This window comes from Sulfuricystis multivorans (assembly GCF_003966565.1).
GTDB lineage: Bacteria > Pseudomonadota > Gammaproteobacteria > Burkholderiales > Rhodocyclaceae > Sulfuricystis > Sulfuricystis multivorans.
This window is the reverse complement of sequence record NZ_AP018718.1, coordinates 268,101-292,320: the sequence shown is the minus strand read 5'-3', so window position 1 is coordinate 292,320 and position 24,220 is coordinate 268,101. Positions and strand designations below refer to the sequence as shown.

The following is a 24,220-nucleotide window of genomic DNA, read 5'->3' as shown; positions in this document are numbered from 1 at the left end:
CCTCCTGGGAAAGCGTCATTCGAGCAAGGCGTTGATCGCCGCGAGATCGGCTTCGGAGAGCGTGCCGGCAGCGGCTTTCAGTTTCAGCTGGGCGAGCAGCGTGTCGAGCCGCGCCTTGGCGAGCTTCTGCTTCGTGTCATAAAGTTGGCTTTGCGCATTCAAGACGTCGATGTTGATGCGCACGCCGACTTCATAACCGAGCTTGTTCGATTCGAGCGCGAGCTGCGAGGAAGCAACACCAGCTTCGAGGGCCTTGACCTGGGCGAGACCGGAGCTCACGCCGAGATATGCCTGGCGAGCGGCAAGCGCCGCCTGGCGGCGCGCGTTGTCGAGCTCGGCACGCGCCTTTTCGTTGAGCGCCGCAGCCTCGCGCTCACGCGAGCTCACCGCGCCGCCGGCATAGATCGGCAATGAAAGCTGCACTCCGATGGTGCTGGTCTTGACATCCACCCCGCCACCTGCAGAGGCGCTGAAGCCACTGCCGCTCTTGCCATGAGTTGCCACCAGATCGAGCGTCGGGTAATGCCCGGCGCGCTGCTTTTCGAGCTCGAGGTTGGCGATCTCGAAATTGCTCTGAGCGAGCTGCACGCCGAGATTGCCGCTTTCGGCCGCGCTCACCCACTGGCCGGGATCGGCCGGCTGGGGCGGGTCGATCCGCACGCCGGGACGCAAGCCCTTGAGCGTGTCGGGCTCCTTGCCGGTCAGCGTGCGCAGCACTTGGCGTTTGACGGCCAGATCGTTTTCGGCAGCGATTTCCGCTGCCTGCGCCAGATCATAGCGGGCCTGCGCTTCATGGGTGTCGGTGATTGTCGCCGAGCCGACCTCGAAGCTCTTTTTGGCCGCTTCGAGCTGTTCGGCGATCGCCGCCTTCTGCGCCTGCGCCGTGGCGAGCGCCTCTTGGGCGAGCAGCACGTCGAAATATGCCTGGGCGACGCGCACGATCAGGTCTTGGCTCGCCTGGACGAACTGCACCTCGGCCAGCGCCGCGGCCCGCTCGGCCTGCTTGTAGCCTACCCAGTTCTGCCAGCGGAACAAAGGCTGCGACAGGCTCACGTTCCAGCCATTGCTGTTGTAGTTGCGCGAAACGTTCGTGCCGGTCGCGCGCAAGGTGGTATCGCTTTCGTTCCAGGTCGTGTTGGCGGTCAAACCGATCGTCGGCAGCAGGCCGGCCCTGCCCTGCGGCAGCTTTTCCAGCCCTGCATCGCGCTGCGCGCGCGCGGCCGCGTATTGCGCGTCCCAGACGGCAGCATCGCGATAGACCTCCAGCAGATCGGCCGCCTGGGCAATGAGGGCGCTTCCCGACAAGGCGAGGGCGACGAGGAGTTTCAGGGAAGACGACATGACAGGCTCCGAAGATGCTGGATGAAGATTCAGTAGGTGGGCGCGGACGGATCGACATCGCGCGACCAGGCCGCCATGCCACCGTAAAGATTGATGATGTTGGGAAAGCCTTGGTGCTCGAGGAACATCGCCACCTGATAGCTGCGTGCGCCGTGATGGCAGATCACCACGATCTCGGCATTGCGGTCGAGCTCGGGATAGCGCGCCGGCACCGAACGCATCGGCATCAGCTTGGCGCCCGGAATATGCACGACATCGAATTCCCACGGCTCGCGCACGTCGAGCAGGATGGGCTTGGGGCGCTTTGGATCGTCGAGCCACTCTTTGAGCTGGGCGGCGGTCATCTGCTTCATGGTCAGAACACGAATTTCTTTGCCGGCGGCTGCTTGAGCATCGGCACGATGGTCTCGAGCAGGGCCTCGCTCGAAAAAGCGTCGCCGGACAACCGTTTGACGACGGAGAGCGCCATCAGCGGCTCCTGACCCGGCAACGGCACGAAGCCGACCAGGCGGCCACCCTCGGCGAGTTGGTCGATCAGTGGACGGGGAATTTCGCGCACGCCGCCCGAGAGGACGATCGCGTCGAACGGCGCTTGGTCGCGCAAGCCCGCCAGGCCGTCGCCGGTTTCGACATGCACGTTGTCGATTTCCGCGCGCGCGAGATTGGCGCGTGCCAGATCAGCGAGCGCCGGCTCGATTTCGATGGTCCACACCTCCTGCGCACGCTGCGCCAACAAAGCCGCCATGTGGCCAGAGCCGGTGCCGACTTCGAGAACGCGCCGCAGCGGCATGCCGGAAAGCGCCTGGAGGATGCGCCCTTCGAGCTTGGGCGGCAGCATCGTCGCGCCGTGGCCGAGGGGAATCTCGACATCGGCGAACGCCAACGCGCGATAAGCTTCGGGCACGAAATTCTCGCGCCGGTCGGCGTAGAGCTGCTCGATCACCTCCGGATCGGTGATACACCAGGGGCGCAGCTGTTGTTCGATCATGTGATGACGGGCTGATTCGAAATTCATCGTAAGTCTCCGCTCAGACACATCAAATGGGGTTGGAATGGCGCAATTCTACTGCGGCTCCCGGACCCGATAGACCGCTGCATACAGTGCCGGCAGGAAGAGCAGCGTGAGCACCGTCGCGACGATCAGCCCGCCCATGATCGCCACCGCCATCGGCCCCCAGAAGATCTGCCTCGAGAGCGGAATCATCGCCAGCACCGCCGCGGCGGCGGTCAGCATGATCGGCCGGAAACGCCGCACCGCGGAGCCGACGATCGCCTCCCAGGAGCTTTTGCCGGCTTTCTCGTCCTGATCGATCTGGTCGAGCAGGATCACGCTGTTGCGCAGGATCATGCCGAAGAGCGCGATGAACCCGAGATTGGCGACGAAACCAAACGGCTTGGCCAGCAGGAAAAGAGCGAGGGCCACGCCGATCAAACCCAATGGGGCAGTGAGCAAAGCGAGCAGCGTGCGCTTCATGCTCTGCAGCTGCACCATCAATAGCGTGATCACGGCGACGATCATCATGGGCACGACGGCTTTCAGCGCGCCTTCGTTTTTCGCCGACTCCTCGATGGTGCCGCCGACCTCGATGTGGTAGCCGGGCGGCAGGCGGTGGCGAATCTCGTCGAGTTGCGGGTCGATCTGCAGCGACACCGTCGGCGCGGTGACCTGGTCATTGGCGAGATCGCCGCGCACCTGGATGGTCGGCAGGCGGTTGCGCCGCCAGATGATGCCCTCTTCGAGGGCGGGTTCCAGGCGCGCCACCTGGGCGAGCGGAATCCACTTGCCGGAAAGCGTCGGCACCGGCAGATCGGCAAGGCGATCGAGCCGGCCGCGTTCGGAAGCATCGGCGCGCCAGATGATGTCGATCAGTTGATCGCCCTCGCGGTATTGAGTGAGCACGATGCCCTGCTGTTGTGCCTCGAGCGCCTGGGCGACTTCCTGGCTCGACACACCCAGCTGCCGCGCGCGATCCTGGTCGATCACCACGCGCACGCTTTTGATCTTTTCGTTCCAGTCCAGATTCACATTGGTGAGATTGGCGTTGGCGCGCATCACGCTCGCCACCTCCTGGGCGATGCTGCGCAGGGTTTCGAGGTCTTCGCCGCTGACCCGAAACACCACCGGATAACCGACCGGCGGGCCGTTTTCCAGCCGCTGCACACGCGCGCGCAGATGACTCCAGCGGCCATCGGGGGCCGAAAACTCTGCGAGCAGGGCGCGCCGCACCGCCTCTCGGGCAGCGAAATCCTTGGTGACGACGACCAGCTGGCCGAAATTGTCGTTGTACAGCTGCTGGTCGAGCGGCAGATAGAAGCGTGGTGCGCCGTTGCCGATGTAGGCCGAGACATTGACCAGCTTGTCCTTGAAATCCTCCCGCGCCAGTAAGGCCTCGACCCGTTTGACCTCGTGTTCGGTCGCCTTGAGCGAGGCGCCTTGCGGCAGCCATAGATCGACGATCAGCTCGCTGCGGTTGGAGGGTGGAAAGAACTGGTGCTGCACGCTAAACTTGAACAGCAACAGCCCGCCGACGAAGGCCAACAAGGTCAGCCCGATGACCAGGAAACGACGGCGCAGGCACCATGCCACCAGCGCCCGGAAGCGGCGATAGAACGGCGTATCGTAAATATCGCCGTGATGCGTCTCGCCATATTTGCGCAGTTTCTGCTCGTCGAGAATCTTGAAGCCGATGTAGGGCGTGAAAATGACCGCCGTGATCCAGGAGACGAGCAGCGCAATGGCCGTCACGCCAAAAATCGCGAAGGCATATTCACCAGCCGCCGAGCGGGCGAAGCCCACCGGCGTGAAGGCCGCGGCGGTGATCAGGGTGCCGGTGAGCATCGGAAACGCCGTCGAGGTGTAGGCGAACGTGGCGGCCTTGGCTTTCTCCCACCCCTCTTCGATCTTCACCACCATCATTTCGACGGCGATGATCGCATCATCGACCAGTAGCCCCAGCGCGATGATCAAGGCGCCGAGCGAAATACGGTGCAGATCGATGCCGAAGGCTTTCATCAGCAAAAAGGTGATGGCGAGCACCAGCGGGATCGACAGCGCCACCACCATGCCGGTGCGCACCCCCAACGAAAGGAAGCTCACCCCGAGCACGATCACCAGCGCCTCGACGAGTGAATCCTGGAAAAGATCGAGCGAGACGCGCACCACGTCCGGCTGATTGGCGACCGTCGTCACTTCGAGCCCCAATGGTAGCGTGCGGCTCTGCCGGGCGATCTCGGCCTGTAAAGCACGGCCGAGCGCGATCACATCGCCACCTTTGGCCATCACCACCGCGATGCCGACGGCGTCCTTGCCATCGACGCGCATGCGCGGATTGGGCGGCTCGGCATAGCCGTGCGAGACTTCGGCGAGATCGCCCAGGCGCAGGTGGCGCCCGCCGATGACCAGATCGGTGTCCCGAATCGCTTCCACCGTAGCAAAGGCGCCGGTGACGCGCAGGCGCACGCGGTCGGACTCGGTCTCGATGAAACCGGCCGGCTGCACGGCGTTTTGCTGCGCCAAGGCATTGGCCACCATCGCCGGCGAAAGTCCCAGCGCCATCAAGCGCCGCGGCGCCATGTCGAGGTAGATCTTCTCGTCCTGCACACCCAACAAATCCACTTTCTTGACGTCGGGCAGATTGCGCAGCGCCTTCTGGATGCCCATCGCCACACGGCGCAGTTCGGCAAAGTCGTAGCCGTCGCCGGTCAGGGCGTAGATGTTCACATAGACGTCGCCGAATTCGTCGTTCGGATAGGGCCCGCGCACGCCTGCCGGCAAGGTCGGGCGGATGTCGTCGAGCTTGTTTCTGACCACCCGCCAGGCCTGCGGCACCTCGGCCTTCGGCGTGTAATCCTTGAGCTGCAGGAAGATCAGCGATTCACCCGGCCGCGAAGCCGACTTGAGGATGTCGAGCCACGGCGTTTCCTGCAACTTGCGCTCCAGCCGTTCGGTGAGCTCGGTTTCGACTTCCCGCGCCGTCGCGCCGGGCCACAGCGTTCTCACCACCATCACCTTGAAAGTGAAATCCGGATCCTCGGCGCGACCGAGTTTGAGGAAGGCGAGTGCGCCGCCGACCATCAAGACGATGATCAGGTAGAGCGCCATCGAGCGATGGTTGATCGACCATTCGGAGAGGTTCGGACCGATCATGGAGCTGCCACCCGCACTTTTTCGCCGGCCGCGAGCTTGAAGGCGCCGGCGGCGACGATGGTTTCGCCCACTTCGAGGCCAGCAGTGACGACCGCACCGCGATCGCTATAGCGACTGACTTCGATCGGGCGCAAGCCGACCACGCCATCGGTACCGACCACCCAGACGGCCGGTCGTTCGCCTTGTTGCAAGATGGCCGTAAGCGGCACGACGATTTCCTCCGGCGCGGCGCTCATGAAGCGCACCGTCGCCGTCCGGCCCAAGGCGACATCGTCATCGGCATCGATGATGGTCACGCGCGCCGCATAGGTGCGGCTCGCCGGATCGGCCGCCGGCGCGAGCTCGCGCAACTTGCCGCGATAGGTCTTGCCGGCCCACAGCTCCACCGTGGCCGCCGCGCCGATCTTGAGACCGGAAAGTTGCGCTTCGGGAATCGCAATCGCCACCTCGCGCTCGCCATCACGGGCGATGCGCAACACCGGCTGGCCGGCGGCGAGCACCTGGCCCGGCTCGGCCAAAACCGCGGTGATCACGCCGGCCGTATCGGCGACGAGGGTGGCGTAAGCCACCTGGTTTTTGGCCAGATCGGCTTGCGCCCGCGCCGCCGTCGCGGCAGTTTGTTTGGCTTCCAGCGCCGCCTGGCTGATGAAGTTCTGGCGGCGCAGGCCTTCGGCGCGCTTCAATTCATCGGCGGCGAGCGCGGCATTGGCCTCGGCCTGGGTATATGCCAAGCGCAGATCGCTCGCATCGAGTCGGGCGAGCGGCTGCCCCGGCTTGACCCGCGCGCCGACATCGACGAGCCGTTCGATCATCTTGCCGCCGACGCGGAAACCCGGTGTGGATTCGATGCGCGCGCGCACTTCGCCGCTGTAGAGATGCTCACGTGCCGTCCTGTCAGCGCCGATTTTGAGCGCCTTCACCAGTTTCGGGCCGGTATCGATCTTGTCTGCCGGCGGCGTTTTTTCACCGCAGGCGACCAGCAGCGGGAGTGTCAGCAGGATCCAGTATTTCATTGCACAGCTTCCCGACGGCGCATGGCCATCCAATACAACAAGGGGATCACGAACAGGGTCAGCATGGTGGAGATGGTCAGCCCCCAGACGATCGACTGCGCCACCGGCCCCCAGAGCAGCGATTTGCCGGCCAGGCCGAAGGCGAGCGAGAACAGTCCGCCGACCGTCGTCGTCGAGGTGATCAGGATCGGCACCACGCGCCGGCGTGCAGCATACACTGCGGCATGCAGCACACTCATGCCACTGCGTAAGCGTTCGTTGGCGGCATCGATCAGCACGATCGCGGAATTCACCGCAATGCCCGTCAGCGCGATCACGCCATAGAGAGTGTACAGCGACAACGGGTTGCGTGAAATCAGCAGGCCGAAGGCGACGCCGGTGAAGGCGAGCGGCACGGTGACGAGGATCAACAGCGGCTGCCAGTAGCTCCTGAACTGCGCGGCGAGGATCAGATAGATCAGCCCGACGCCGAGCAGGAACAGCCAGGGCATCGCGGCGAGACTCTCGCGGATGTCCTCCATCTCTCCGGAAAAATCGATGCTGGTATTCGGAAACTGCGCGGCAACCTTTTGCCAACCCTCGGCGATTAACCGGTTGGCCGTCAGCGTGTCGGTGACCTTCTTGTCGAGATCGGCCTCGACGGTGATCGCGCGCGCCAGGTTGTAGTGCTTGATCACCCCCTTGCCGATCTTCGTCTCGGCGCGCAGCAGGGCACCGAGCGTGGTCGTCTGGCCATTGGGCAGCGCCACCGGGTCATTCAGCAGATCGAAGATATCGGCGCCGAGCGTGCCGTCGCCCCGATGCCGGGCGCGCACGCGCAGCTCCACCTTCTCGCCGCGGTCGCGCGTGATGGCGACGATCTCGCCATCGACGGCGAGACGCACCAGCCGCGCCACCTTGGCGGCATCCAGCCCCGCCGCGCGCAAGGCCTCGCGGTCGAGTTCCAGCACCAGCTGCGGCCGGCCCGGAATGTCGTCATCGACCACGTCCTTCGCGCCTGGCACCGCGCGCACGATGGCAGCCAGCGCATCGGCCGCGGCCCGCAGCTCGAGCGGATCGTCGCCGCGCACGCGCACACGGATCGGTCGGGTGACGGGCGGACCGCCCGAGAGCATCGTGAAACTGATCTTGCCGGGACTCTCCATCGACTCGATGTCTGCGCGCATCGCCGCGACGATCTCCGGAACGCTGCGGCCGCCTTCTGTGGGGAGCAATGAAACCACCACCTGCCCGTAGGCTTCGCCATACAGCGGTTCGGTATCGGTAAATTTCACGCCGGCATAGGCGGCGGTATTGCGCGCCTCGCCGGGTTGCAGATGTTGCTTCACGCGTGCCTCGATCTTCTGCGCCTCACGCAGGCTCTGTTCGATCGGCGCGCCGGCCGGCATGTCGACGCTGACATAGAACAGCCGCAGCGGATCGAAGGCAAAGAACTGCACGCGCACCAGTCCGCTCGCCACCGCGGCGACTGCACCGGCCAACAACAGCAGCATCACCGCCACGGACAGCCTCGGCCAACGCAGCACGGCAATCAGCCAGCGCGCATATTTCACGCGCAACAGATGGTTGAAGCGGGCGCGCCAGTCGTCGGCCGGCGGTGGGGCCTGCCGTGTCGCCGTCACCACATGCACCGGCAGAATCCAGTAGGCTTCGATCAGGCTGATGGCGAGGGCGAGCGTGACGATGAAGGGAATGATGAACATGAACTTGCCGACGATGCCCGGCAAGAGCATCAGCGGCAGAAAAGCCGCCATCGTCGTCAGCACCGAGGCGGTGACCGGCGCGAACACCTCGCGCATCGCGGCAAGGCTGGCAGCCAGCGCATCGAAGCCCCGTTGCATCCGGTAGTAGATTGACTCGACGACGACCACCGCATCGTCGACCAGCATGCCCAGCGCAATCACCACGCCGAGCAGCACCGAGAGGTTCACCGTGTAGCCGAGGCCGCCGAGCACGGCGAAGGTACCCGCCAGCGCGAAAGGCACGCCCAGCGCCACGAGCAAGGCGATGCGCGTGCCAAGGAATATCCAGCACATTCCCAGCACCACCAACAGGCCGACGAGCGCATTCGCCTCCATGATCGCAATCGAGGCACGGGTTTTCGGCGTCTGGTCATCGAGCAGCTTCAATTCGAGGCCCTCGCCGGCAAGGTGCGGGTTCTTTTCGGCGATGAAGCGGTTGATGCGCTCGATGAGCTCCAGCGTGTTGGTGCGGCTTTTCTTGGTGATCGCCAGCATTACCGCCGGCTGGCCCGCGTAACTCGCCAGAGAGCCGGCCTTGGCGCGCGCCCGCGAGACTTCCGCGACGCTCGCCAACGGCGTGCCGGCGCGACCGACCGGGATCTGCGCGATGCGCTCCGGATCGACATCCTGCCCCACCACGCGCACCAGCCAGGCTGCGCGGGCATCGCCTTGGCCGGTTTCCAGCTTGCCGGCGAAAGTATCGCGAAACCAGGCGAACGCTGCATCGGCGACATCGCTGCCATTCAATCCCCGGTTTGTCAGCGCGGCCGGGTCATATTCGACCAAGAACTCGGGATCGCGCAGGCCGGTGGCGAACACCTGGTCGATGCCCAGCATGCGCTCGAAGGCGTCACGCAGTAATCGCGCGCGGTTTCTCAGCACCTCGTCGGCCGCCTGTCCGGTGACGAGCACCAGCGCGGTCGGGAAACCGTTCGAGGTGGTGATCTCCAGCACACGCGGCTCTTTCGCCTCGCTGGGCAATTCGCTCTTCGCCTTGTTCTGGATCTCGCGCCGCAGATCGTTGACGCGCTTGTCGAACACGCGCTCGGAAATCTCGCGGAAGCGCACCAGGATGTTCGATACTCCCTCGCGCGACGATGAGGAGGAAAAGCGCACGTCCGCCACCCCCTTGATCGCGTCTTCGAGCGGCTTGGTCACCCGTTTTTCGACATCCTCGGCCGAGGCGCCGGGCAGCACCGTGGTGATCATCACCCAGTTGAAGTTGATCTCCGGGTCCTGCTCGCGCGGCATGGTGAGATAACTGTAAGCGCCGAGCAGCAACACCACCACGAAGGCGATGTTGGCGAGCGGATGGTTTTCGAGCAGGCGCCGGTAGAGCTTCATGGCAGGGCTTGGCCATCCTGCACGGCATGACGTCCCTGCGTCACGATGCGCGCATCCGCAGGCAGATCGAGCGGTGCGGGCCGGCCTTCCTGCGCCTGCGGCAGCGCATGGAAACGCGCCTTGCCCCCTTCGACGACGAACACGCCAAGCCGCCCTGCGCGTTGCACCAGCAGCTCGGCCGGCAGATGCGCCTGCGCCTCGCGCCACACCAGCCGGCCCTCGCTCCCTGCCGCCGGCGCTGGCCCGACGAAGGCCAAACGTGCTTCGATGCTGCGCGATTCGCGGTTCACCGCAGGGGAGACGCGCAGCGGCTTCAGTTCGTAGCGGCCCGTCGCGCTCTCGAAAATTGGCGCTGCCGAGACGGCACGCTGCAGGGATTGCGCGTCACGCGGCTGCAGCTGCGCGGCCAGTTCCAGTTCGGTGTGCGACACCAGTGTCAACAGGACGGTGCCGGGCGCGGCGAGTTCCCCGACCTGGCCACGCCGCTCGCGTACCACCGCATCGAACGGCGCGCGCAGCGTGTGTTTTTCCAGCGCACGGCGCGCAGTATCGCGCTGGGCCGTCGCCGCGCGCAGATCGGCGACGGCGGCGGCGAGCTCCGTCTCGCGCACCGTCAGCGCTTCCGCCGAGATGAAATTCTTTTCGCGCAACGCCCGGGCGCGCTCGAATTGGGCCCGCGCCAGGGCGTGGCGCGCCTCGGCCTGGGCCACAGCGGCCTGGGCGCGTTCCAGTGCCAGCTGGGCATCGCGCGCATCGAGCCGCACGACCACCTGGCCTTTCTTTACCGTCTGGCCGACATCCACGGGGATGGCCTGAATCGGCGCCGCAACTTCCGCCGACAGGCGCGCCTCGTGCTTGCCGACGACGCTTGCCGGCGCGCTGCGCTCAGGGTAGAACGCCACCTCGGCCACGGTGCTGAGCGCGAAAATCGGCGCTGACGGGACGGCAACGGTCGGCGGGCTTTCCCGACCGCAGGCGGTGATGAGCACGACGAGCGGGATGATCAGGATTTGCGGCAGCATGATGTGGAGCACGAAAGCGGTGGCGGATGCGTATTATGCCGCCCTGCAACATGCAGCCGGCGATTGTCGCCCCGGCGACTATTCTTCCGCGGGCATGCCCCCCAGAATTGCACCGTCAGCCACGAAAGGAAGCCGCCATGCCCAGCATCGTCACCGTCGTCTTCGATCGCCACCGCGAATACGAGCTTTTCACCCATGCCACGCTGCCGCGCGAGGCCGCCAACCGCTGGCTGGAGGAGCAATGGCTCGCGCTGGAATGCGAGCCGACTCACCCGATGGGCAAGGTGCTGACGCTCGACCGCATCCTCGGCATCGCCAAATACGCCGGCGAGAAGCGCTTCGCCCAGCCGGACGCCTGGACGCAGCAGTATGCCGACGCGGTGGCCAGCATGCTGGCGCGGCCGGCCGTGCGGGTCGATGTCGCCGACAACGTCGTCGGTTAACTTTCTTCGAGAAAGCGATAGATCGCGTCGAGCCGCGCCACGCCGTCGTCGAGTTCGAGAATCTCCTGACGCTTGTCCATCGGCAACGGCAAAAGCTCGGCCCAGCGGTCGGCCACCCAGGCGGCATCGTAAAAGCGGTGAGGCTTGGGCGGCTGATCCTCGAGCGATTCGATCAGCTGGCGCAGCATCGGCACCAGGCGTGCATAGTCGCCGGGAATCGGGCTGACCGGCGGCTCGGGCAGCAATTCGACGCGCGCGCGCACCAGTCCGCTCCTCTCGCGTCGCCATGACAGAATGCGGAAGCGCTGGCCGCCGTGGGTGACGATGTGCAGGATACCGAGGTGCGGCATCTGCCAGTCGGCGATCGTCGCCAGTGTCCCCACCGCGCGCGGTTCGGCCGTCGACCGGCCGGGCACGGCGAGATCGCTGCCCTGCGCGATCAGACAGACGCCAAACGGCGCATTGCGGCGCAGGCATTCTTTCACCATGTCCATGTAACGCGTCTCGAAGACGCGCAGCTCCATGCGCCCTCCGGAATGCAGCACGACGTTGAGCAGGAACAGCGGCAGCTCCATTTCAGTCACGTTCCGCTCCCCAGCGCGGCATCAGCGCATGCACGATGCCGAGGCGATCGAGGATGCGCGCGACGACGAAATCGACGAGCCCCTGGATGTCGGCCGGTCGGTGATAGAAACCGGGGGAAGGCGGCAGGATCACCGCGCCGGCGCGGGAAAGTTTCAGCATGTTCTCGAGGTGGATCATCGATAACGGCGTCTCGCGCGGCACCAGGATCAAGGGCCTGCCCTCTTTGAGCACCACGTCGGCGGCACGCGTGATGAGGTCTTTGGCCGTGCCGGCGGCGACTTCGGCGAGTGTGCCCATCGTGCATGGGCAGATGACGTAAGCATCGGGGGGATTGGAGCCGGAGGCCGGCGGCGCCATCCAGTCCTCACGGCCGAATACCGTGAGCAGCCCCTTCCCATCGCCGATGCGTTGGGCAAGCTCTCGTTGCGCTTCGCGCGGCTGCGCAGGCAGCACGAGATCGCATTCCTGTTTGGCGACGATCTGCGCCGCTGGCGAGTAAAAGAGCCAGACGCGGCAGCCGGCCTCGATCAGGCACTCGACCAGGCGCAGACCGTAAGGCAGGCCGGAAGCCCCAGTCCAGGCGACGGCGATGGTTTTCAAGTGGGTTGCTCCAAAAGGCGGGCGGCGATGAGACCGTTCACGATACCGAAAACCAGTGCCGATGCGCCAAAAAGTGGCGCGAGCAGGAACACGCCGTCGTGGGGCACCAGCCACAGACGCGCGAGCAGGAGCTGCCCGCCGACATGCGCGAAGGCGGCCAGCACGCTCGCCGTCACCGCGCCGAACCAGCGCCGCGGCAACCTCGAGGCCAAGAGGAGCATGGCGAGGCTGGCGAGTGCCCCGGCGAGCGCAAGAAAGAAACCGGGAGCGAGAAACTGGCCGATCAACAGGCTGCCGGCCACCACCCGCAACAGCGACACCCAGGCCGCCTCGCGCCAACCATGGCGCATGAGCACGATCAGCACGACGATGTTGGCGAGTCCCGGCTTGATGCCGGGCAAAGGCGAGGGTAACGCCCCCTCGGCGACGGCGAGCGCGATCGCCGCCGCCGCATAGCGCGCGATGCGGCGATCGGTCTCGGTGACTTTCAACTCAATAGTTGAGGCTGTCATGATTCGGCTCGCGCCCGGAAAGGGAAAGGCTCACATGGTTCGGCGCGCAGATGGCGATCGCATTGGGGCGGATGAGCCAGCCCTGCTGCACGCAATACTGCCGTGGGCCCGGATCGGAGAGCACGCGCGCGCGGCCGGGCGCGATCTCGATCACCGTTTCGCCCAACGGGCCGCGTGCCGAGAAGCGCCGCGGCGCGTCGAGCGGAAACTCGGCCACCACCTTGCCTTCGACGCGTATCACGGCGCGTTCGGGACGACCGCCAGTCCATGCCAGCGCAAAGGCCGACATGACGAGCAACGTGCCCAAGGCCACGGTGAGCCAATCACCGGAGCGCATCAGTGCCAGCCAGTGTTTCATTCGATGAGGGAACGATGGCGCACCAGCACGCGCGCCTTGTGGCGGAAATGCGCGGCCAGACGTTCGGCGAACCAGACCGAGCGATGCTGTCCGCCGGTGCAGCCCAAGGCGACGGTTAGATAAGCGCGGTTGTCGCGAATGTAAGCCGGCAGCCAAGTTTCCAGAAACTGGCGGATGTCGGCGAACATCTGCATCACTTCGGGCTGCGCTTCGAGGAACTCGATCACCGCCGCATCGCGCCCGGTGAGCGGGCGTAACAGCGGGTCGTAGTGCGGATTGGGCAGACAGCGCACGTCGAAGACCAGATCGGCATCGAGCGGCAGGCCATGCTTGAAGCCGAAGGACTGGAACAGCAGGATCAGCCCTGCGCCATCGCCTTGCAGGTCGATGAAATCCTTGACCATCGCGCGCAGGGCATTCGGCCGCAGATGGCTGGTGTCGATGCGGTGGCCAAGGCTTTTCAGGGTTTCCAGCGCGGCGCGTTCCTCGGCGATCGCCTCGGCGAGCGTCTTGTCGCCGCTGGCGAGCGGATGGCGTCGGCGCGTTTCGGAAAAACGCTGGATCAGCACGTCATCGCGCGCGTCGAGAAACAGGAAGCGCACGTCGATGCGATGCGCGGCGAGCTGCTTCAGTTGTGCGGGCAAGGCCGCGATGCCGCTGCCGCCGCGCATGTCGATCGCCACCGCGACACGCGCGTGCCCTTCGCGCAGCAGATGGCCGGCGAGCCCCGAGAGCAGCGCCGCCGGCAGATTGTCGACGCAGAAATAGCCCGCGTCTTCGAGGACGTTCAACGCGATGGTCTTGCCCGAACCCGACAGACCGCTGATCAGCACGAGTTGCATCGGAAGCCTGAGAAGAAGCTGATGCGTCCTATGGTAGCATCGCTACCCTTCCCTCCCCACGCAGCGCTCGAAATGTCTCGCCAGGAGTTCCGCTGGAAACCCGACCCTGCCCTGGCGGGTGCTCCGGCCTGGTTGCGTCCCTGGCTCGCCGATCCAGGTTCGCTCACCGCGCGCATCGTCTTACGCTGCACAAGCTTCGAAGTCCGTGTGCTCGGCGAACGACGCGCGCCTCCCCTTCCCGACGAGCGCACGCTGATCGGGCTGCCCCTGGGGCGTTACGCCTGGACACGCGAGGTGCTGCTGTTCGCCAACGGCCTGCCGGTGGTGTTCGCGCACAGCGTGCTCGCGCCGCGCGATCTGAATGGTGCCTGGCACATGGCACAGGCCATCGGTTCGCGGCCGCTCGGCGCCGCCCTGTTCGCCGACCCGTCGATCTGCCGCGGCCCGTTGAGCGCGGCGCGCCTGACTGCCCGTCATCCGCTCCACCGCCATGCCGAGCAGGCACTCGGTGAGCCGCTGCCGACCCTCTGGGCGCGCCGCTCGCGTTTTTGCCGCCTCGGACGACCGCTGCTGGTCACCGAGGTTTTCCTGCCCGGCATCGCGCGGCTGTGACAGCCGGCGGCAGCCTCCGGTGGCTCACGCCGCCATCGTCGGCAGCAACATGCCGTCATGCTCCTCCAGCGCGCAACCGCGCTTCAATTCGGACACCAGCCAGTCCGCGAGCGTGGCAATGTCCATGCCTAGCAGGCGCGTACCGACATCGCGGAAGAGTGGCACGCCAGCGAGATAGCTCTCCAGCCGTGGGCGCGGCAGTCCGCCGAGGTCGAGCAGGTTGAAGACGAAGCAGGCCTTGAGGGCATTCTTCGCCATCCGTTCGGGATCGGCCTCGAAAGCGGCGAGGCGCTGGTAGGCGCACTCGAGCGCGGCGGGCACGTCACCGAACGGCTGGCCGTGACCGGGAATCACGATTTCGACTTCCAGACCGGCGATCAAATCGAGCGTCGCGCGCGTGTCGGCGAGCGCGCCGGGCTGTCCAAACAGCTCGCCAAAGATGATGCCGAAGCCATTCTCCCAGAGCGCATCACCCGAAATCAGCAGCCGCGCATCGGGACAATGGAACACCAGGGCGTCGCGATCGTGGCCCGGCGCGGCATACGCCCGCCAGTCCAACCCGCCCATGCGCAGCGTCTCTCCCGCATGCACGACGCTGTCATGATCGAAACGTTCGCCGCGCTGTGCCGCCGGTGTGAGCAGCAGGGCGTGCTCGTCCCAGTCGCGGATGTATTGCTCGATACCGGCGGGAATGAAGATCGCGCAGCCGAATGCGCGTTTGAGCGCCGCGTTGCCACCGATGTGGTCGGAGTGGCCGTGGGTGTTGAGGATGCGAACGAGATGCCGTCCCGCCAGCGCCGACTTTACGCGCGCGACGGTCTGCGCCGCATGGCCGGCATAGCCGCTGTCGATCAGCGTCGCTTCGTCGCCATCGAACAACAGGATGTTGTTGGAGGAGAGCCAGCCGCGTTCGATGACCCGGACGGTCTCAGGTAGGCGCGGGCTCGGCTTCATCGACAAAAGTCGGCGCTGGCGGGACGGCACCTTCCGGGCTGGGCGTGCCCCAGGGCCGGCCGCAGCCGATGCAATAGGCTGCATCTTCGTCTGGCAGGCAGACGCCGATGCAGGGGTAGAGCTCTTCGCTCGTCATGCGGCACGTTTGGCGAGCAGCGCCCGCGCCACTTTCGATGCCGGTTCGCGGCCCAGCTGCATCGAGATCCACTGCGCAGTGTCGACCAGTTTGTCCAGATCGACACCACAATCGATGCCCAGCCCCTTGAGCAGCCAGACGACATCCTCGGTGGCGACGTTGCCGGAAGCCCCCTTCGCGTAAGGGCAACCGCCCAGCCCGCCGACCGAGGCATCGAAGACGTTCACACCCTCCTGCAAGGCGGCATAGATGTTGGCGATCGCCATGCCATAGGTGTCATGAAAGTGGCCGGCGAGCTTCTTGATCGGCACGCGGCGCGCCACCGCATCGATCAGCGCCTTGGTCTTTTCCGGCGTGCCGGTGCCGATGGTGTCGCCGAGCGAAATCTCATGGCAGCCCATCTCGAATAGCGCCCAGGCGAGATCGGCGACGGCGATCGGCTGCACCTCGCCCTGGTAAGGGCAGCCGAGCGCGCAGGAAACATAGCCGCGCACCTTGATCCCGGCATCCTTCGCGCGCGCGAGCACTGGCCTGAAGCGTTCGAGCGATTCCTTGATCGAGCAGTTGATGTTCTTTTGCGAGAAGGCTTCGGAAGCGGCAGCGAACACGGCGACTTCCTTCGCGCCGGCGGCAAGCGCCGCCTCCAACCCCTTTTCGTTCGGCACCAGCACAGGATGACAGATGCCAGGCCGGTATGTGATGCCGCGCAGCACCTCGGCTGCATCGGCCATCTGCGGCACCCACTTGGGCGAAACGAAGGCGGTGGCCTCGACGCACTCGAGACCACAGTCGATGAGGCGTTCGATCAGTGCGATCTTGGTCGCGGTGGGGACGAACTGGGGTTCGTTTTGCAGGCCGTCGCGCGGCCCGACTTCGACGAGGCGAGCGGTGGTGGGCAGGGTCATACGGGTTTTCAGTGGCTGGGTTCGAAGGCCACCAATTCTGCCCCATCCGCCACCTGTTCGCCAGGCGCGTAATGGAAGGCGTGGACGATGCCGGCGGTGGGCGCGATGAGCGTGTGCTCCATCTTCATCGCTTCGAGCACGACGAGCGGCGTGCCTTTCTCGACCCGCGCACCGGGCGCAACGAGGTGTGCGACCACCTTGCCCGGCATCGGCGCGGCAAGACTGCCTTCCGCGCCGCCCCCTTCGCCGGCATGATGCAGCGGATCGATCGCGGCGAAGACGAAGCCCAGGCCATCGAAGAACACGTGACGTCTCTCGCCGGCGGCGATCACCGTCGCCGTCAGGCGGCGACCGTCGAGTGCGGCACGCAGCGTGCCATCGTCGCGCAGCTCGCCAGCCGCCGCCACGGCACGGTCGTCGAGCTCGAGCATGAAGTCATCGCCGTCAAAGGCGGCGACGATGCGCTTCTCGCATCCACCGACACGCAGCAGGATCGTGCGCCGCGCCATGCCATTGAGGCGCCAGCCGTCGCGAAGGTGCCAGGGCGAGTGCGGATCGGCGCTGGCCTGGGCATGGTCACGGGCGAAGTTGCGGTCACCCAGCAGTTCCGCGAGCGCCGCGAGCAGCCAGGCCTCGCGCGGCGGCTCGGTTTGGGCGGGAAACAGGAATTCGTGCTCGCGCTCGATGAGGCCCGTGTCGAGATCGGCATTGGCAAACGCCGGACAGGCCACCAGCCGCGACAGAAAACCGACGTTGCTCGTCACGCCGACGATGCGAAAATCGGCCAGCGCCTGCAGCATGCGCGATCGCGCCCGGTCGCGGTTTTCGTCCCAGACGATCAGCTTACTGATCATCGGGTCGTAATGCGGCGAAATCTCGTCGCCTTGCTCGACGCCGGTATCGACGCGCACGTTGAGCGTCTCGGCCGGCGCCGCGAAATGCACCAACCGGCCGGTCGAGGGCAGAAACCCCTTGTCCGCATCCTCGGCATAGATACGCGCCTCGAGCGCATGACCGCGGATCACGAGCTGCTCCTGCGCCAGCGGCAGCGGCTCGCCGGCGGCGATCTTGATCTGCCATTCGACCAGATCGAGCCCGGTGATCATCTCGGTGACCGGATGCTCGACCTGCAAGCGCGTGTTCATTTCCATGAAGTAGAAGGCGCCCGACGGCTCGACGATGAACTCGACGGTGCCGGCGCCGACATAGCCGACGGCCCGTGCCGCGGCGACGGCGGCAGCGCCCATCGCCGCGCGCCGATCGGGCGTCATGCCGGGCGCCGGCGCTTCCTCGAGCACCTTCTGATGGCGGCGCTGCACCGAACAGTCACGCTCGAACAAATGAACGCAGTTGCCATGCGTGTCGGCGAAAATCTGGAATTCGATATGACGCGGCCGCTCGAGAAACTTCTCGATCAGCACGTGGTCGTCGCCGAACGCGGCCGCCGCTTCGCGCTTGCAGGAAGCAAGCGCGTCGCGAAGCTCCTCGCCCTTCCATACCACCCGCATGCCCTTGCCGCCACCGCCGGCGCTGGCCTTGATCAATACCGGATAGCCGATCGCGTCGGCTTGCTCACGCAGGAACTCGGCATCCTGCGCGTCGCCGTGATAGCCGGGCGTCAGTGGCACGCCCGCCGCCGCCATCAGCTTCTTGGCTTCCGACTTCATGCCCATCGCCCGGATCGCCGCCGGCGGCGGGCCGATGAAGACGATATCGTTTTCCGCGCACGCCTTTGCGAAGGCTTCGTTCTCGGACAAGAAGCCATAGCCCGGATGCACGGCCTCGGCGCCGGTGGCAAGGCAAGCGGCAATGATCTTGTCGATCGCGAGATAAGACTCGCGCGCCGGCGCCGGACCGATCGAGATCGCCTCGTCGGCCAGCCGCACATGGCGGGCTGCCCGATCGGCCTCGGAATACACGGCGACGGTACGCAGCCCCAAGCGCCGCGCCGTGTCGATGATGCGGCAGGCGATCTCGCCGCGGTTGGCGATCAGGATTTTTGCGAACATCACGCCACCCAGTTCGGCGAGCGCTTTTCGAGAAATGCGGCGATGCCTTCCTGCCCTTCGGGCGAGACGCGCACGCGGGCGATGCGCTCGACGGTGTCCGCGATCAGCGCCGCCGAATAAGGTTGACCGGCGATCGCGCGAATCAGCGCCTTTGCTTCGCCAAGCGCTTGCGGGCCGTTTTTCAGGATCGCCTCGACCCATTCGCCGACCGCCGCGTCGAGCGCCGCCTCATCGGCGACCATCTCGTGAATCAGCCCCAGCCGATAGGCTTCGGCGGCAGAAAAGACTTCCGCGGTCAGCATGTAGCGGCGCGCATAGCGCTCGCCGATCGCATTGACCACATACGGGCCGATCACGGCGGGAATCAGGCCGAGCTTGACCTCGGTGAGTGCAAAGCGCGCTTCGAAGGTGGCCACCGCGATGTCGCAGGCGGCGATGACACCCACTCCGCCGCCATAGGCGGGGCCCTGCACGCGCGCGATCACCGGCTTCGGGCATTCGGCGATGCGGCGCAGCATCTCGGCAAGCATCCCGGCATCGCGCCGGTTTTGCTCGAAATCGTAGTTCGCGGCACGCTGCATCCAGCCGAGATCCGCACCCGCGCAGAAGCTCTTGCCAATGCTCGAAATGACCACCACCCGCACGGCGGGATCGCTGGCCATCGACAGCAGCGCTTCCGACAGCTCGTCGATCATCGCCTCGTCGAAGGCGTTGTGGCGCTCGGGGCGATTGAGCGTGACGATGCCGACGCCGGCATCGATTTCGGTGAGGATGTTCTGCTGCATGGCTTCTCCTGTCACATCCGGAACACACCGAAGCGTGTCGGTTCGATCGGCGCGTTGAGCGATGCCGAGATACCCAGGCCGAGCGCACGCCGCGTCTGTTGCGGATCGAGGATGCCATCGTCCCACAGCCGCGCCGTGGCGTAGTAGGGATGGCCCTGGGTTTCATACTGCTGGCGGATCGGCGCCTTGAAGGCTTCCTCCTCTTCCTTGCTCCAGCGGCCCCCCTTGGCTTCGATGCCGTCGCGCTTGACGGTCGCCAATACGGCCGCGGCCTGCTCGCCGCCCATCACCGAGATGCGGCTGTTCGGCCAGCTCCACAACAGGCGCGGGCCAAAGGCACGACCGCACATGCCGTAGTTGCCGGCGCCGAAGGAGCCGCCGATGATCACGGTGAATTTCGGCACCTGCGCGGTCGACACGGCCGTGACCATCTTCGCGCCATCCTTGGCGATACCGCCGTTCTCATACTTCCGGCCGACCATGAAGCCGGTGATGTTCTGCAGGAAGATGAGCGGCAGCCCGCGCTGCGCACACAGCTCGATGAAATGCGCGCCCTTCAATGCCGATTCGGAGAACAGGATGCCGTTGTTGGCGACGATGCCGACCGGATAGCCATGAAGGTGCGCGAAGCCGGTGACCAGCGTGGTGCCGTATCTCGCCTTGAATTCGTCGAAGCGCGAGCCATCGACGAGCCGGGCGATCACCTCGCGCACGTCATAGGGTTTGCGGCTGTCGGTCGGAATCACGCCGTAGAGCTCGGCGGGATCGTAGAGCGGCTCTTCCGGGGTGGCGCATTCCAGGGATACCTCTTTGCGCCAATTGAGGTTGGCGACGATGCGCCGCGCGATCGACAATGCGTGCTGGTCGTTCTCGGCCAAATGGTCGCAAACGCCCGAGATGCGCGTATGCACATCGCCGCCGCCGAGATCCTCGGCGCTCACCACTTCGCCGGTGGCGGCCTTCACCAGCGGCGGTCCGCCGAGGAAGATCGTGCCCTGGTTCCTGACGATCACCGACTCGTCCGACATCGCCGGCACATAGGCGCCGCCGGCGGTGCAGGAGCCCATCACCACGGCGATCTGCGGAATGCCCAGCGCCGACATGTTCGCCTGGTTGTAGAAGATGCGGCCGAAGTGCTCCTTGTCCGGAAACACTTCGTCCTGCATCGGCAGGAAGGCGCCGCCCGAATCGACGAGATAGAGGCACGGCAGGCGGTTCTCGCGCGCGATCTCCTGCGCCCGCAGGTGCTTCTTGACGGTGAGCGGATAGTAGGTGCCGCCCTTCACCGTCGCATCGTTGGCGACGATCATGCACTCGACGCCACAGACGCGGCCGATGCCGGCGACGAGACCAGCGCTGGGTACCTCATCGCCATACATGCCCCAGGCCGCGAGTGGCGCGATCTCCAGAAATGGCGCACCGGGGTCGAGCAGGCCGTCGATGCGGTCGCGCACCAAGAGCTTGCCGCGTGCGAGGTGTCTGGCGCGCGCCTCCTCGGAACCACCCGCACCGTGCCGTCCCACCAGCGCCGATTTTTCGCGCAGATCTTCCACCAATGCCTGCATCGCAGCAGCATTGGCCTTGAATTCCTGAGAACGCGTATCGAGCCTGGATTTGATGACGGACATCAAGGCCCTCCCCTCACCGCCCGTGCGATCACCAGCCGCTGGATGTCGGATGCGCCTTCATAAATCTGGCAGACCCTGACATCCCGGTAGATGCGCTCGACCGGGAAGTCGGCGACATAGCCATAGCCGCCGTGGATCTGGATCGCGTCGGAGCAGACGCGCTCGGCCATCTCCGAGGCGAAGAGTTTCGCCATGCTCGCCTCCTTGAGACAGGGCAAGCCGGCATCGCGCAGGCTGGCGGCATGCCAGACCATCTGGCGCGCGACTTCGATTCTTGTCGCCATGTCGGCGAGCCGGAACGCCACCGCCTGGTGCTCGACGATCGGCTTGCCGAAGGCTTCGCGCTCCTTGGCGTAGGCTACCGCGGCTTCAAAGGCGCTGCGCGCCATGCCCACCGCCTGCGCGGCGATGCCGATGCGGCCGGCTTCGAGATTGGAGAGCGCGATCTTGTAGCCCTCCCCCTCGGCGCCGATCAGGCATTCGGCGGGAATGCGGCAGTCCTCGAAGACGATCTGGGCGGTGTCGGATGCATGCTGACCGAGCTTCTCCTCGATGCGGGCCACGGTGTAGCCCGGCGTGTCGGTCGGCACGCAGAAGCAGGAGATGCCTTTCCTGCCCGCCGCGGGATCGGTGACGGCGAAGACGATCGCGATCTTCGCGTGCTTGCCCGAGGTGATGAACTGCTTGACGCCGTTTATCACCCAGTGATCGCCATCCTTCACGGCACGGGTTCTGATCGCCGCGGCGTCGGAACCGACATGCGGCTCGGTGAGGCAGAAGCAGCCCAGCAGTTCGCCGCTGGCCGCGCCTTTGAGCCAGCGTTCCTTCTGCGCCTTACTGCCGTAAAGGTTCAGGATGCCGCAGACCAGCGAGTTCTGCACGGAAATGATCGTCGAGGTCGCACCGTCACCGGCGGCGATTTCCTCGATGGCGACGGCCAGCGAGACGTAGTCGAGCCCGGCGCCGCCCCATTCCTCCGCTACCACCATGCCCCAACAGCCGAGTGCAGCGAGTTCCTGCAAGGCCGCGGCCGGGAAGGTGTGTTCCCTATCCCACTGTGCCGCATTGGGCGCGAGCCGCTCGCGCGCGAAGACGCGCAACGTGTCGCGAATCATTGTCTGGTCGTCGTTCAGGATCATGCTGCTGCCTCCTTCGCATTCCGTACCGGCCGCTGGATCAGCATCACGCCCGCGATCACCAGCAGGCCGCCGGCGAGCACGGATGGATCGAGCCGCTCGTGCAGCAGCAGCGCCCCTTGCAGCACGGCGGCGACCGGCACGAGGTTGATGAAGATCGAAGCGCGTTGGGCGCCGATTCTCTGCACTGCCGCCGCGAACCAGGTGAAGCCCAGCGTGGTGCCAAGCAGGCCGAGGAAGACGATCGCGCTCCAGGCCGGCAACGAATAATGCGGGACCAACTGCGCCGGGGCAATGATCAGAGCGGTGACCAGCAGCATCAGAAAGCCGGCGCAGCTCGCATAGGCGGTCATCACCAGTGCGCCGAGATTGCGCCGCGCCAGCGACTCGGTACCGAGCCGGCCGATCAGCGTGTAGATCGACCACATCAACGCGCAGCCGAGGATCAGCAGGTCGCCGCTGCCGATCTGGCCGCGCAGGGGCGCGAGGGGATCGCCGCGGCCGATCACCGTCAGGCAGCCGAGCAGCGCGAGTGCACTGCCCAGCACCTTGAGCCGCGTCATACCCTCCCTGAGCAGCCAAGCCGCAGCCAGTAGCGTGATCACCGGCGTGGTGGCGACGACCAACGCGCCGCGCCCCGCAGGGATGTGCTGAATGCCATAGAGGAAGAACAGGTTGTAGATGAAGATACCGCTCGCGCCCAAGCCGATCACCAGCAGCAGTTCGCGACGATCGAGCACGGGCAAGCGGCCGTGATGCCAGCGCACTAGGACGAGCAGGCTCGTCGCGGCGAGAAAAAAGCGCCAGACGGCCACGCCGAGCGGCGGCACCTCTTGCACTGCGATGCGTGCGGCGACCCAGGTGCCGCCCCAGATCACCGCTGTCACGACGAGTTTCGCGTAGGTGGCGATCACTCAGACGAGCTCGATGGCCATCGCCGTGGCTTCGCCGCCACCGATGCACAGGCTGGCGACCCCGCGCCGCTTGCCGTACTTGCGCAATGCGCCAAGCAGGGTGACGACGATGCGCGCGCCCGAAGCGCCGATCGGGTGTCCCAACGCGCAAGCGCCGCCATGTACATTGACCTTGTCATGCGGCAGACCAAGCTCCTTCATCGCCGCCATCGTGACGACGGCAAAGGCTTCGTTGATTTCGTAGAGGTCGACGCTCTCGGGACTCCAGCCGGTTTTCTCGAACAGTTTGCGCATCGCGCCGACCGGCGCGGTGGTGAACCACGCCGGCTCCTGCGCATGCGTGGCGTAACCGACGATGCGCGCGATGGGGGTGAGGCCGCGCTTGACCGCATCGGCTTCACGCATCAGCACCAGCGCCGCGGCGCCGTCGGAAATCGAGGAGGAATTGGCGGGCGTGACCGTGCCGTCTTTCTTGAACGCTGGCTTGAGCTGCGGGATCTTGTCGAGCTGCGCCTTCGCCGGCTGTTCGTCCTGCTTGACGATCGTCTCGCCTTTCTTTCCGGCCACCGTGACCGGGGCGATTTCCCAGTCGAAACTTCCGTCCTGTCCGGCGGCTTGCGCACGTTGCGTCGAGGCGATCGCGAAGGCGTCCTGATCCTGGCGGGTGAAACCGTAGTGCGCTGCGCAATCCTCGGCGAAGGTGCCCATCAGGCGGCCTTTGTTCTCGGGCGAGTAGTGGTCTTCGAGGCCGTCGAAGAACATGTGGTCGAGGATCTGGCCGTGGCCGAGCCGGTATCCACCGCGCGCCTTGGGCAGCAGATACGGCGCATTGCTCATCGACTCCATGCCGCCGGCGACGATGACGTCTTGTCCGCCGGCCCTGAGGATGTCGGCGGCGAGCATCGTCGCCTTCATCGCCGAGCCGCAGACCTTGTGCACGGTGGTACAACCGGCCGACAGCGGCAGACCGGCCTGCAGGGCCGCCTGGCGCGCCGGCGCCTGACCCTGGCCGGCCTGCAGCACGCAGCCCATCAGCACTTCCTGCACGTCATCCGCTTTCAGGCCGGAACGCTCGATGGCGGCGCGGATGGCGACGGCGCCGAGATTGGCGGCGGAGAGGCTGGAAAAATCACCCTGGAAGCCGCCCAGCGGCGTGCGGGCAGCGCCTACGATGACGATCGATTCGGACATG

The 24,220-nt window shown here is 65.8% G+C and carries 23 protein-coding genes; 2 read left to right on the top strand and 21 right to left on the bottom strand.

All coding sequences use genetic code 11. The features are described from left to right. Nucleotides 1-15: 15 nt before the first annotated feature. Genes EL335_RS01405 through EL335_RS01375 form a run of 7 tightly spaced genes read right to left on the bottom strand, consistent with a single transcriptional unit; the run spans nt 16 to nt 10,609 of the window. Nucleotides 16-1,341 carry a TolC family outer membrane protein gene (locus EL335_RS01405; RefSeq protein WP_126443897.1) on the bottom strand — a complete coding sequence of 442 codons (1,326 nt, stop codon included), beginning with the start codon at nt 1,339-1,341 and terminating at the stop codon, nt 16-18. Between the two features lie 29 nt (nt 1,342-1,370). Further along, nucleotides 1,371-1,694, bottom strand: coding sequence for a rhodanese-like domain-containing protein (locus EL335_RS01400; protein ID WP_126443896.1), 324 nt, complete (start codon nt 1,692-1,694; stop codon nt 1,371-1,373). Between the two features lie 2 nt (nt 1,695-1,696). Next, nucleotides 1,697-2,356 carry a protein-L-isoaspartate O-methyltransferase family protein gene (locus tag EL335_RS01395; RefSeq protein WP_126443895.1) on the bottom strand — a complete coding sequence of 220 codons (660 nt, stop codon included), beginning with the start codon at nt 2,354-2,356 and terminating at the stop codon, nt 1,697-1,699. A gap of 48 nt (nt 2,357-2,404) precedes the next feature. Further along, complete coding sequence (locus EL335_RS01390) at nt 2,405-5,488, bottom strand: efflux RND transporter permease subunit (RefSeq protein ID WP_284155401.1); 3,084 nt, start codon at nt 5,486-5,488, stop codon at nt 2,405-2,407. Continuing rightward, nucleotides 5,485-6,501 carry an efflux RND transporter periplasmic adaptor subunit gene (locus EL335_RS01385; RefSeq protein WP_126443894.1) on the bottom strand — a complete coding sequence of 339 codons (1,017 nt, stop codon included), beginning with the start codon at nt 6,499-6,501 and terminating at the stop codon, nt 5,485-5,487. Before EL335_RS01385 ends, EL335_RS01390 begins: the two co-directional genes overlap by 4 nt. Then, a complete protein-coding gene (locus EL335_RS01380) occupies nt 6,498-9,587 on the bottom strand; it encodes an efflux RND transporter permease subunit (RefSeq protein WP_126443893.1) in 3,090 nt (1,029 codons plus the stop codon). Before EL335_RS01380 ends, EL335_RS01385 begins: the two co-directional genes overlap by 4 nt. Beyond that, nucleotides 9,584-10,609: an efflux RND transporter periplasmic adaptor subunit gene (locus EL335_RS01375; RefSeq protein ID WP_126443892.1), complete on the bottom strand. Its 1,026-nt coding sequence runs from the start codon at nt 10,607-10,609 to the stop codon at nt 9,584-9,586. Before EL335_RS01375 ends, EL335_RS01380 begins: the two co-directional genes overlap by 4 nt. 137 nt (nt 10,610-10,746) lie before the next feature. On the opposite strand from EL335_RS01375, the gene EL335_RS01370 reads away from it, so the two are divergent. Further along, entirely contained in the window at nt 10,747-11,052 is a 306-nt protein-coding gene (locus EL335_RS01370; protein ID WP_126443891.1) for a hypothetical protein, read from the top strand. Here the strand turns inward: EL335_RS01370 and EL335_RS01365 are convergent. From EL335_RS01365 to rapZ, 5 genes are read right to left on the bottom strand one after another with little or no spacing between them, the layout of a single operon-like run. Next, nucleotides 11,049-11,627: an LON peptidase substrate-binding domain-containing protein gene (locus EL335_RS01365; RefSeq protein ID WP_126447593.1), complete on the bottom strand. Its 579-nt coding sequence runs from the start codon at nt 11,625-11,627 to the stop codon at nt 11,049-11,051. The genes EL335_RS01370 and EL335_RS01365 overlap by 4 nt on opposite strands. A 1-nt stretch (nt 11,628) precedes the next feature. Next, nucleotides 11,629-12,237 carry a flavin prenyltransferase UbiX gene (locus tag EL335_RS01360; protein WP_126443890.1) on the bottom strand — a complete coding sequence of 203 codons (609 nt, stop codon included), beginning with the start codon at nt 12,235-12,237 and terminating at the stop codon, nt 11,629-11,631. Continuing rightward, a complete protein-coding gene (locus EL335_RS01355; RefSeq protein ID WP_126443889.1) occupies nt 12,234-12,749 on the bottom strand; it encodes a Gx transporter family protein in 516 nt (171 codons plus the stop codon). Before EL335_RS01355 ends, EL335_RS01360 begins: the two co-directional genes overlap by 4 nt. Next, nucleotides 12,730-13,107, bottom strand: coding sequence for a NusG domain II-containing protein (locus EL335_RS01350; protein ID WP_284155400.1), 378 nt, complete (start codon nt 13,105-13,107; stop codon nt 12,730-12,732). Before EL335_RS01350 ends, EL335_RS01355 begins: the two co-directional genes overlap by 20 nt. Then, nucleotides 13,104-13,949, bottom strand: a complete 846-nt coding sequence (gene rapZ, locus EL335_RS01345) for an RNase adapter RapZ (RefSeq protein WP_126443888.1) — start codon at nt 13,947-13,949, stop codon at nt 13,104-13,106. Before rapZ ends, EL335_RS01350 begins: the two co-directional genes overlap by 4 nt. 21 nt (nt 13,950-13,970) lie before the next feature. Here rapZ and EL335_RS01340 point away from each other — a divergent pair, with 21 nt between their 5' ends. Then, complete coding sequence (locus EL335_RS01340; RefSeq protein WP_126443887.1) at nt 13,971-14,561, top strand: chorismate--pyruvate lyase family protein; 591 nt, start codon at nt 13,971-13,973, stop codon at nt 14,559-14,561. Nucleotides 14,562-14,585: 24 nt separating this feature from the next. On the opposite strand, the gene EL335_RS01335 is transcribed toward EL335_RS01340, so the two are convergent. The 9 genes from EL335_RS01335 to EL335_RS01295 are packed head-to-tail and all read right to left on the bottom strand — an operon-like array spanning nt 14,586 to nt 24,219. Continuing rightward, entirely contained in the window at nt 14,586-15,515 is a 930-nt protein-coding gene (locus tag EL335_RS01335; protein ID WP_126443886.1) for an MBL fold metallo-hydrolase, read from the bottom strand. After that, a complete protein-coding gene (locus EL335_RS01330; protein ID WP_126443885.1) occupies nt 15,490-15,651 on the bottom strand; it encodes a DUF1289 domain-containing protein in 162 nt (53 codons plus the stop codon). Before EL335_RS01330 ends, EL335_RS01335 begins: the two co-directional genes overlap by 26 nt. Next, nucleotides 15,648-16,556, bottom strand: coding sequence for a hydroxymethylglutaryl-CoA lyase (locus tag EL335_RS01325; protein WP_126443884.1), 909 nt, complete (start codon nt 16,554-16,556; stop codon nt 15,648-15,650). Before EL335_RS01325 ends, EL335_RS01330 begins: the two co-directional genes overlap by 4 nt. Before the next feature lie 8 nt (nt 16,557-16,564). Further along, nucleotides 16,565-18,565, bottom strand: coding sequence for an acetyl-CoA carboxylase biotin carboxylase subunit (locus tag EL335_RS01320; protein ID WP_126443883.1), 2,001 nt, complete (start codon nt 18,563-18,565; stop codon nt 16,565-16,567). Beyond that, on the bottom strand, nt 18,565-19,350 hold the full coding sequence (locus EL335_RS01315; protein WP_126443882.1) for an enoyl-CoA hydratase/isomerase family protein: 786 nt from the start codon (nt 19,348-19,350) through the stop codon (nt 18,565-18,567). The genes EL335_RS01320 and EL335_RS01315 overlap by 1 nt, the downstream gene beginning before the upstream one ends. Before the next feature lie 11 nt (nt 19,351-19,361). Beyond that, nucleotides 19,362-20,978: a carboxyl transferase domain-containing protein gene (locus EL335_RS01310; RefSeq protein WP_126443881.1), complete on the bottom strand. Its 1,617-nt coding sequence runs from the start codon at nt 20,976-20,978 to the stop codon at nt 19,362-19,364. Continuing rightward, the gene (locus EL335_RS01305) at nt 20,978-22,117 is read right to left on the bottom strand and encodes an acyl-CoA dehydrogenase family protein (protein WP_126443880.1); all 1,140 of its coding nucleotides are present in this window, start codon (nt 22,115-22,117) and stop codon (nt 20,978-20,980) included. Before EL335_RS01305 ends, EL335_RS01310 begins: the two co-directional genes overlap by 1 nt. Then, nucleotides 22,114-23,028: a DMT family transporter gene (locus EL335_RS01300; protein WP_126443879.1), complete on the bottom strand. Its 915-nt coding sequence runs from the start codon at nt 23,026-23,028 to the stop codon at nt 22,114-22,116. The genes EL335_RS01305 and EL335_RS01300 overlap by 4 nt, the downstream gene beginning before the upstream one ends. Continuing rightward, nucleotides 23,029-24,219 (bottom strand): acetyl-CoA C-acetyltransferase, encoded by a 1,191-nt coding sequence (locus EL335_RS01295; RefSeq protein ID WP_126443878.1) that lies wholly within the window; start codon nt 24,217-24,219, stop codon nt 23,029-23,031. Between the last annotated feature and the right edge of the window lies 1 nt (nt 24,220).

Coding starts and splice junctions, on each gene's coding strand:
- EL335_RS01405 (WP_126443897.1), bottom strand. CDS start 1,341: ATGTCGTCTTCCCTGAAACTCCTCGTCGCCCTCGCCTTGTCGGGAAGC.
- EL335_RS01400 (WP_126443896.1), bottom strand. CDS start 1,694: ATGAAGCAGATGACCGCCGCCCAGCTCAAAGAGTGGCTCGACGATCCA.
- EL335_RS01395 (WP_126443895.1), bottom strand. CDS start 2,356: ATGAATTTCGAATCAGCCCGTCATCACATGATCGAACAACAGCTGCGC.
- EL335_RS01390 (WP_284155401.1), bottom strand. CDS start 5,488: ATGATCGGTCCGAACCTCTCCGAATGGTCGATCAACCATCGCTCGATG.
- EL335_RS01385 (WP_126443894.1), bottom strand. CDS start 6,501: ATGAAATACTGGATCCTGCTGACACTCCCGCTGCTGGTCGCCTGCGGT.
- EL335_RS01380 (WP_126443893.1), bottom strand. CDS start 9,587: ATGAAGCTCTACCGGCGCCTGCTCGAAAACCATCCGCTCGCCAACATC.
- EL335_RS01375 (WP_126443892.1), bottom strand. CDS start 10,609: ATGCTGCCGCAAATCCTGATCATCCCGCTCGTCGTGCTCATCACCGCC.
- EL335_RS01370 (WP_126443891.1), top strand. CDS start 10,747: ATGCCCAGCATCGTCACCGTCGTCTTCGATCGCCACCGCGAATACGAG.
- EL335_RS01365 (WP_126447593.1), bottom strand. CDS start 11,627: ATGGAGCTGCCGCTGTTCCTGCTCAACGTCGTGCTGCATTCCGGAGGG.
- EL335_RS01355 (WP_126443889.1), bottom strand. CDS start 12,749: ATGACAGCCTCAACTATTGAGTTGAAAGTCACCGAGACCGATCGCCGC.
- EL335_RS01350 (WP_284155400.1), bottom strand. CDS start 13,107: ATGAAACACTGGCTGGCACTGATGCGCTCCGGTGATTGGCTCACCGTG.
- rapZ (WP_126443888.1), bottom strand. CDS start 13,949: ATGCAACTCGTGCTGATCAGCGGTCTGTCGGGTTCGGGCAAGACCATC.
- EL335_RS01340 (WP_126443887.1), top strand. CDS start 13,971: ATGCGTCCTATGGTAGCATCGCTACCCTTCCCTCCCCACGCAGCGCTC.
- EL335_RS01335 (WP_126443886.1), bottom strand. CDS start 15,515: ATGAAGCCGAGCCCGCGCCTACCTGAGACCGTCCGGGTCATCGAACGC.
- EL335_RS01330 (WP_126443885.1), bottom strand. CDS start 15,651: ATGACGAGCGAAGAGCTCTACCCCTGCATCGGCGTCTGCCTGCCAGAC.
- EL335_RS01325 (WP_126443884.1), bottom strand. CDS start 16,556: ATGACCCTGCCCACCACCGCTCGCCTCGTCGAAGTCGGGCCGCGCGAC.
- EL335_RS01320 (WP_126443883.1), bottom strand. CDS start 18,565: ATGTTCGCAAAAATCCTGATCGCCAACCGCGGCGAGATCGCCTGCCGC.
- EL335_RS01315 (WP_126443882.1), bottom strand. CDS start 19,350: ATGCAGCAGAACATCCTCACCGAAATCGATGCCGGCGTCGGCATCGTC.
- EL335_RS01310 (WP_126443881.1), bottom strand. CDS start 20,978: ATGTCCGTCATCAAATCCAGGCTCGATACGCGTTCTCAGGAATTCAAG.
- EL335_RS01305 (WP_126443880.1), bottom strand. CDS start 22,117: ATGATCCTGAACGACGACCAGACAATGATTCGCGACACGTTGCGCGTC.
- EL335_RS01295 (WP_126443878.1), bottom strand. CDS start 24,219: ATGTCCGAATCGATCGTCATCGTAGGCGCTGCCCGCACGCCGCTGGGC.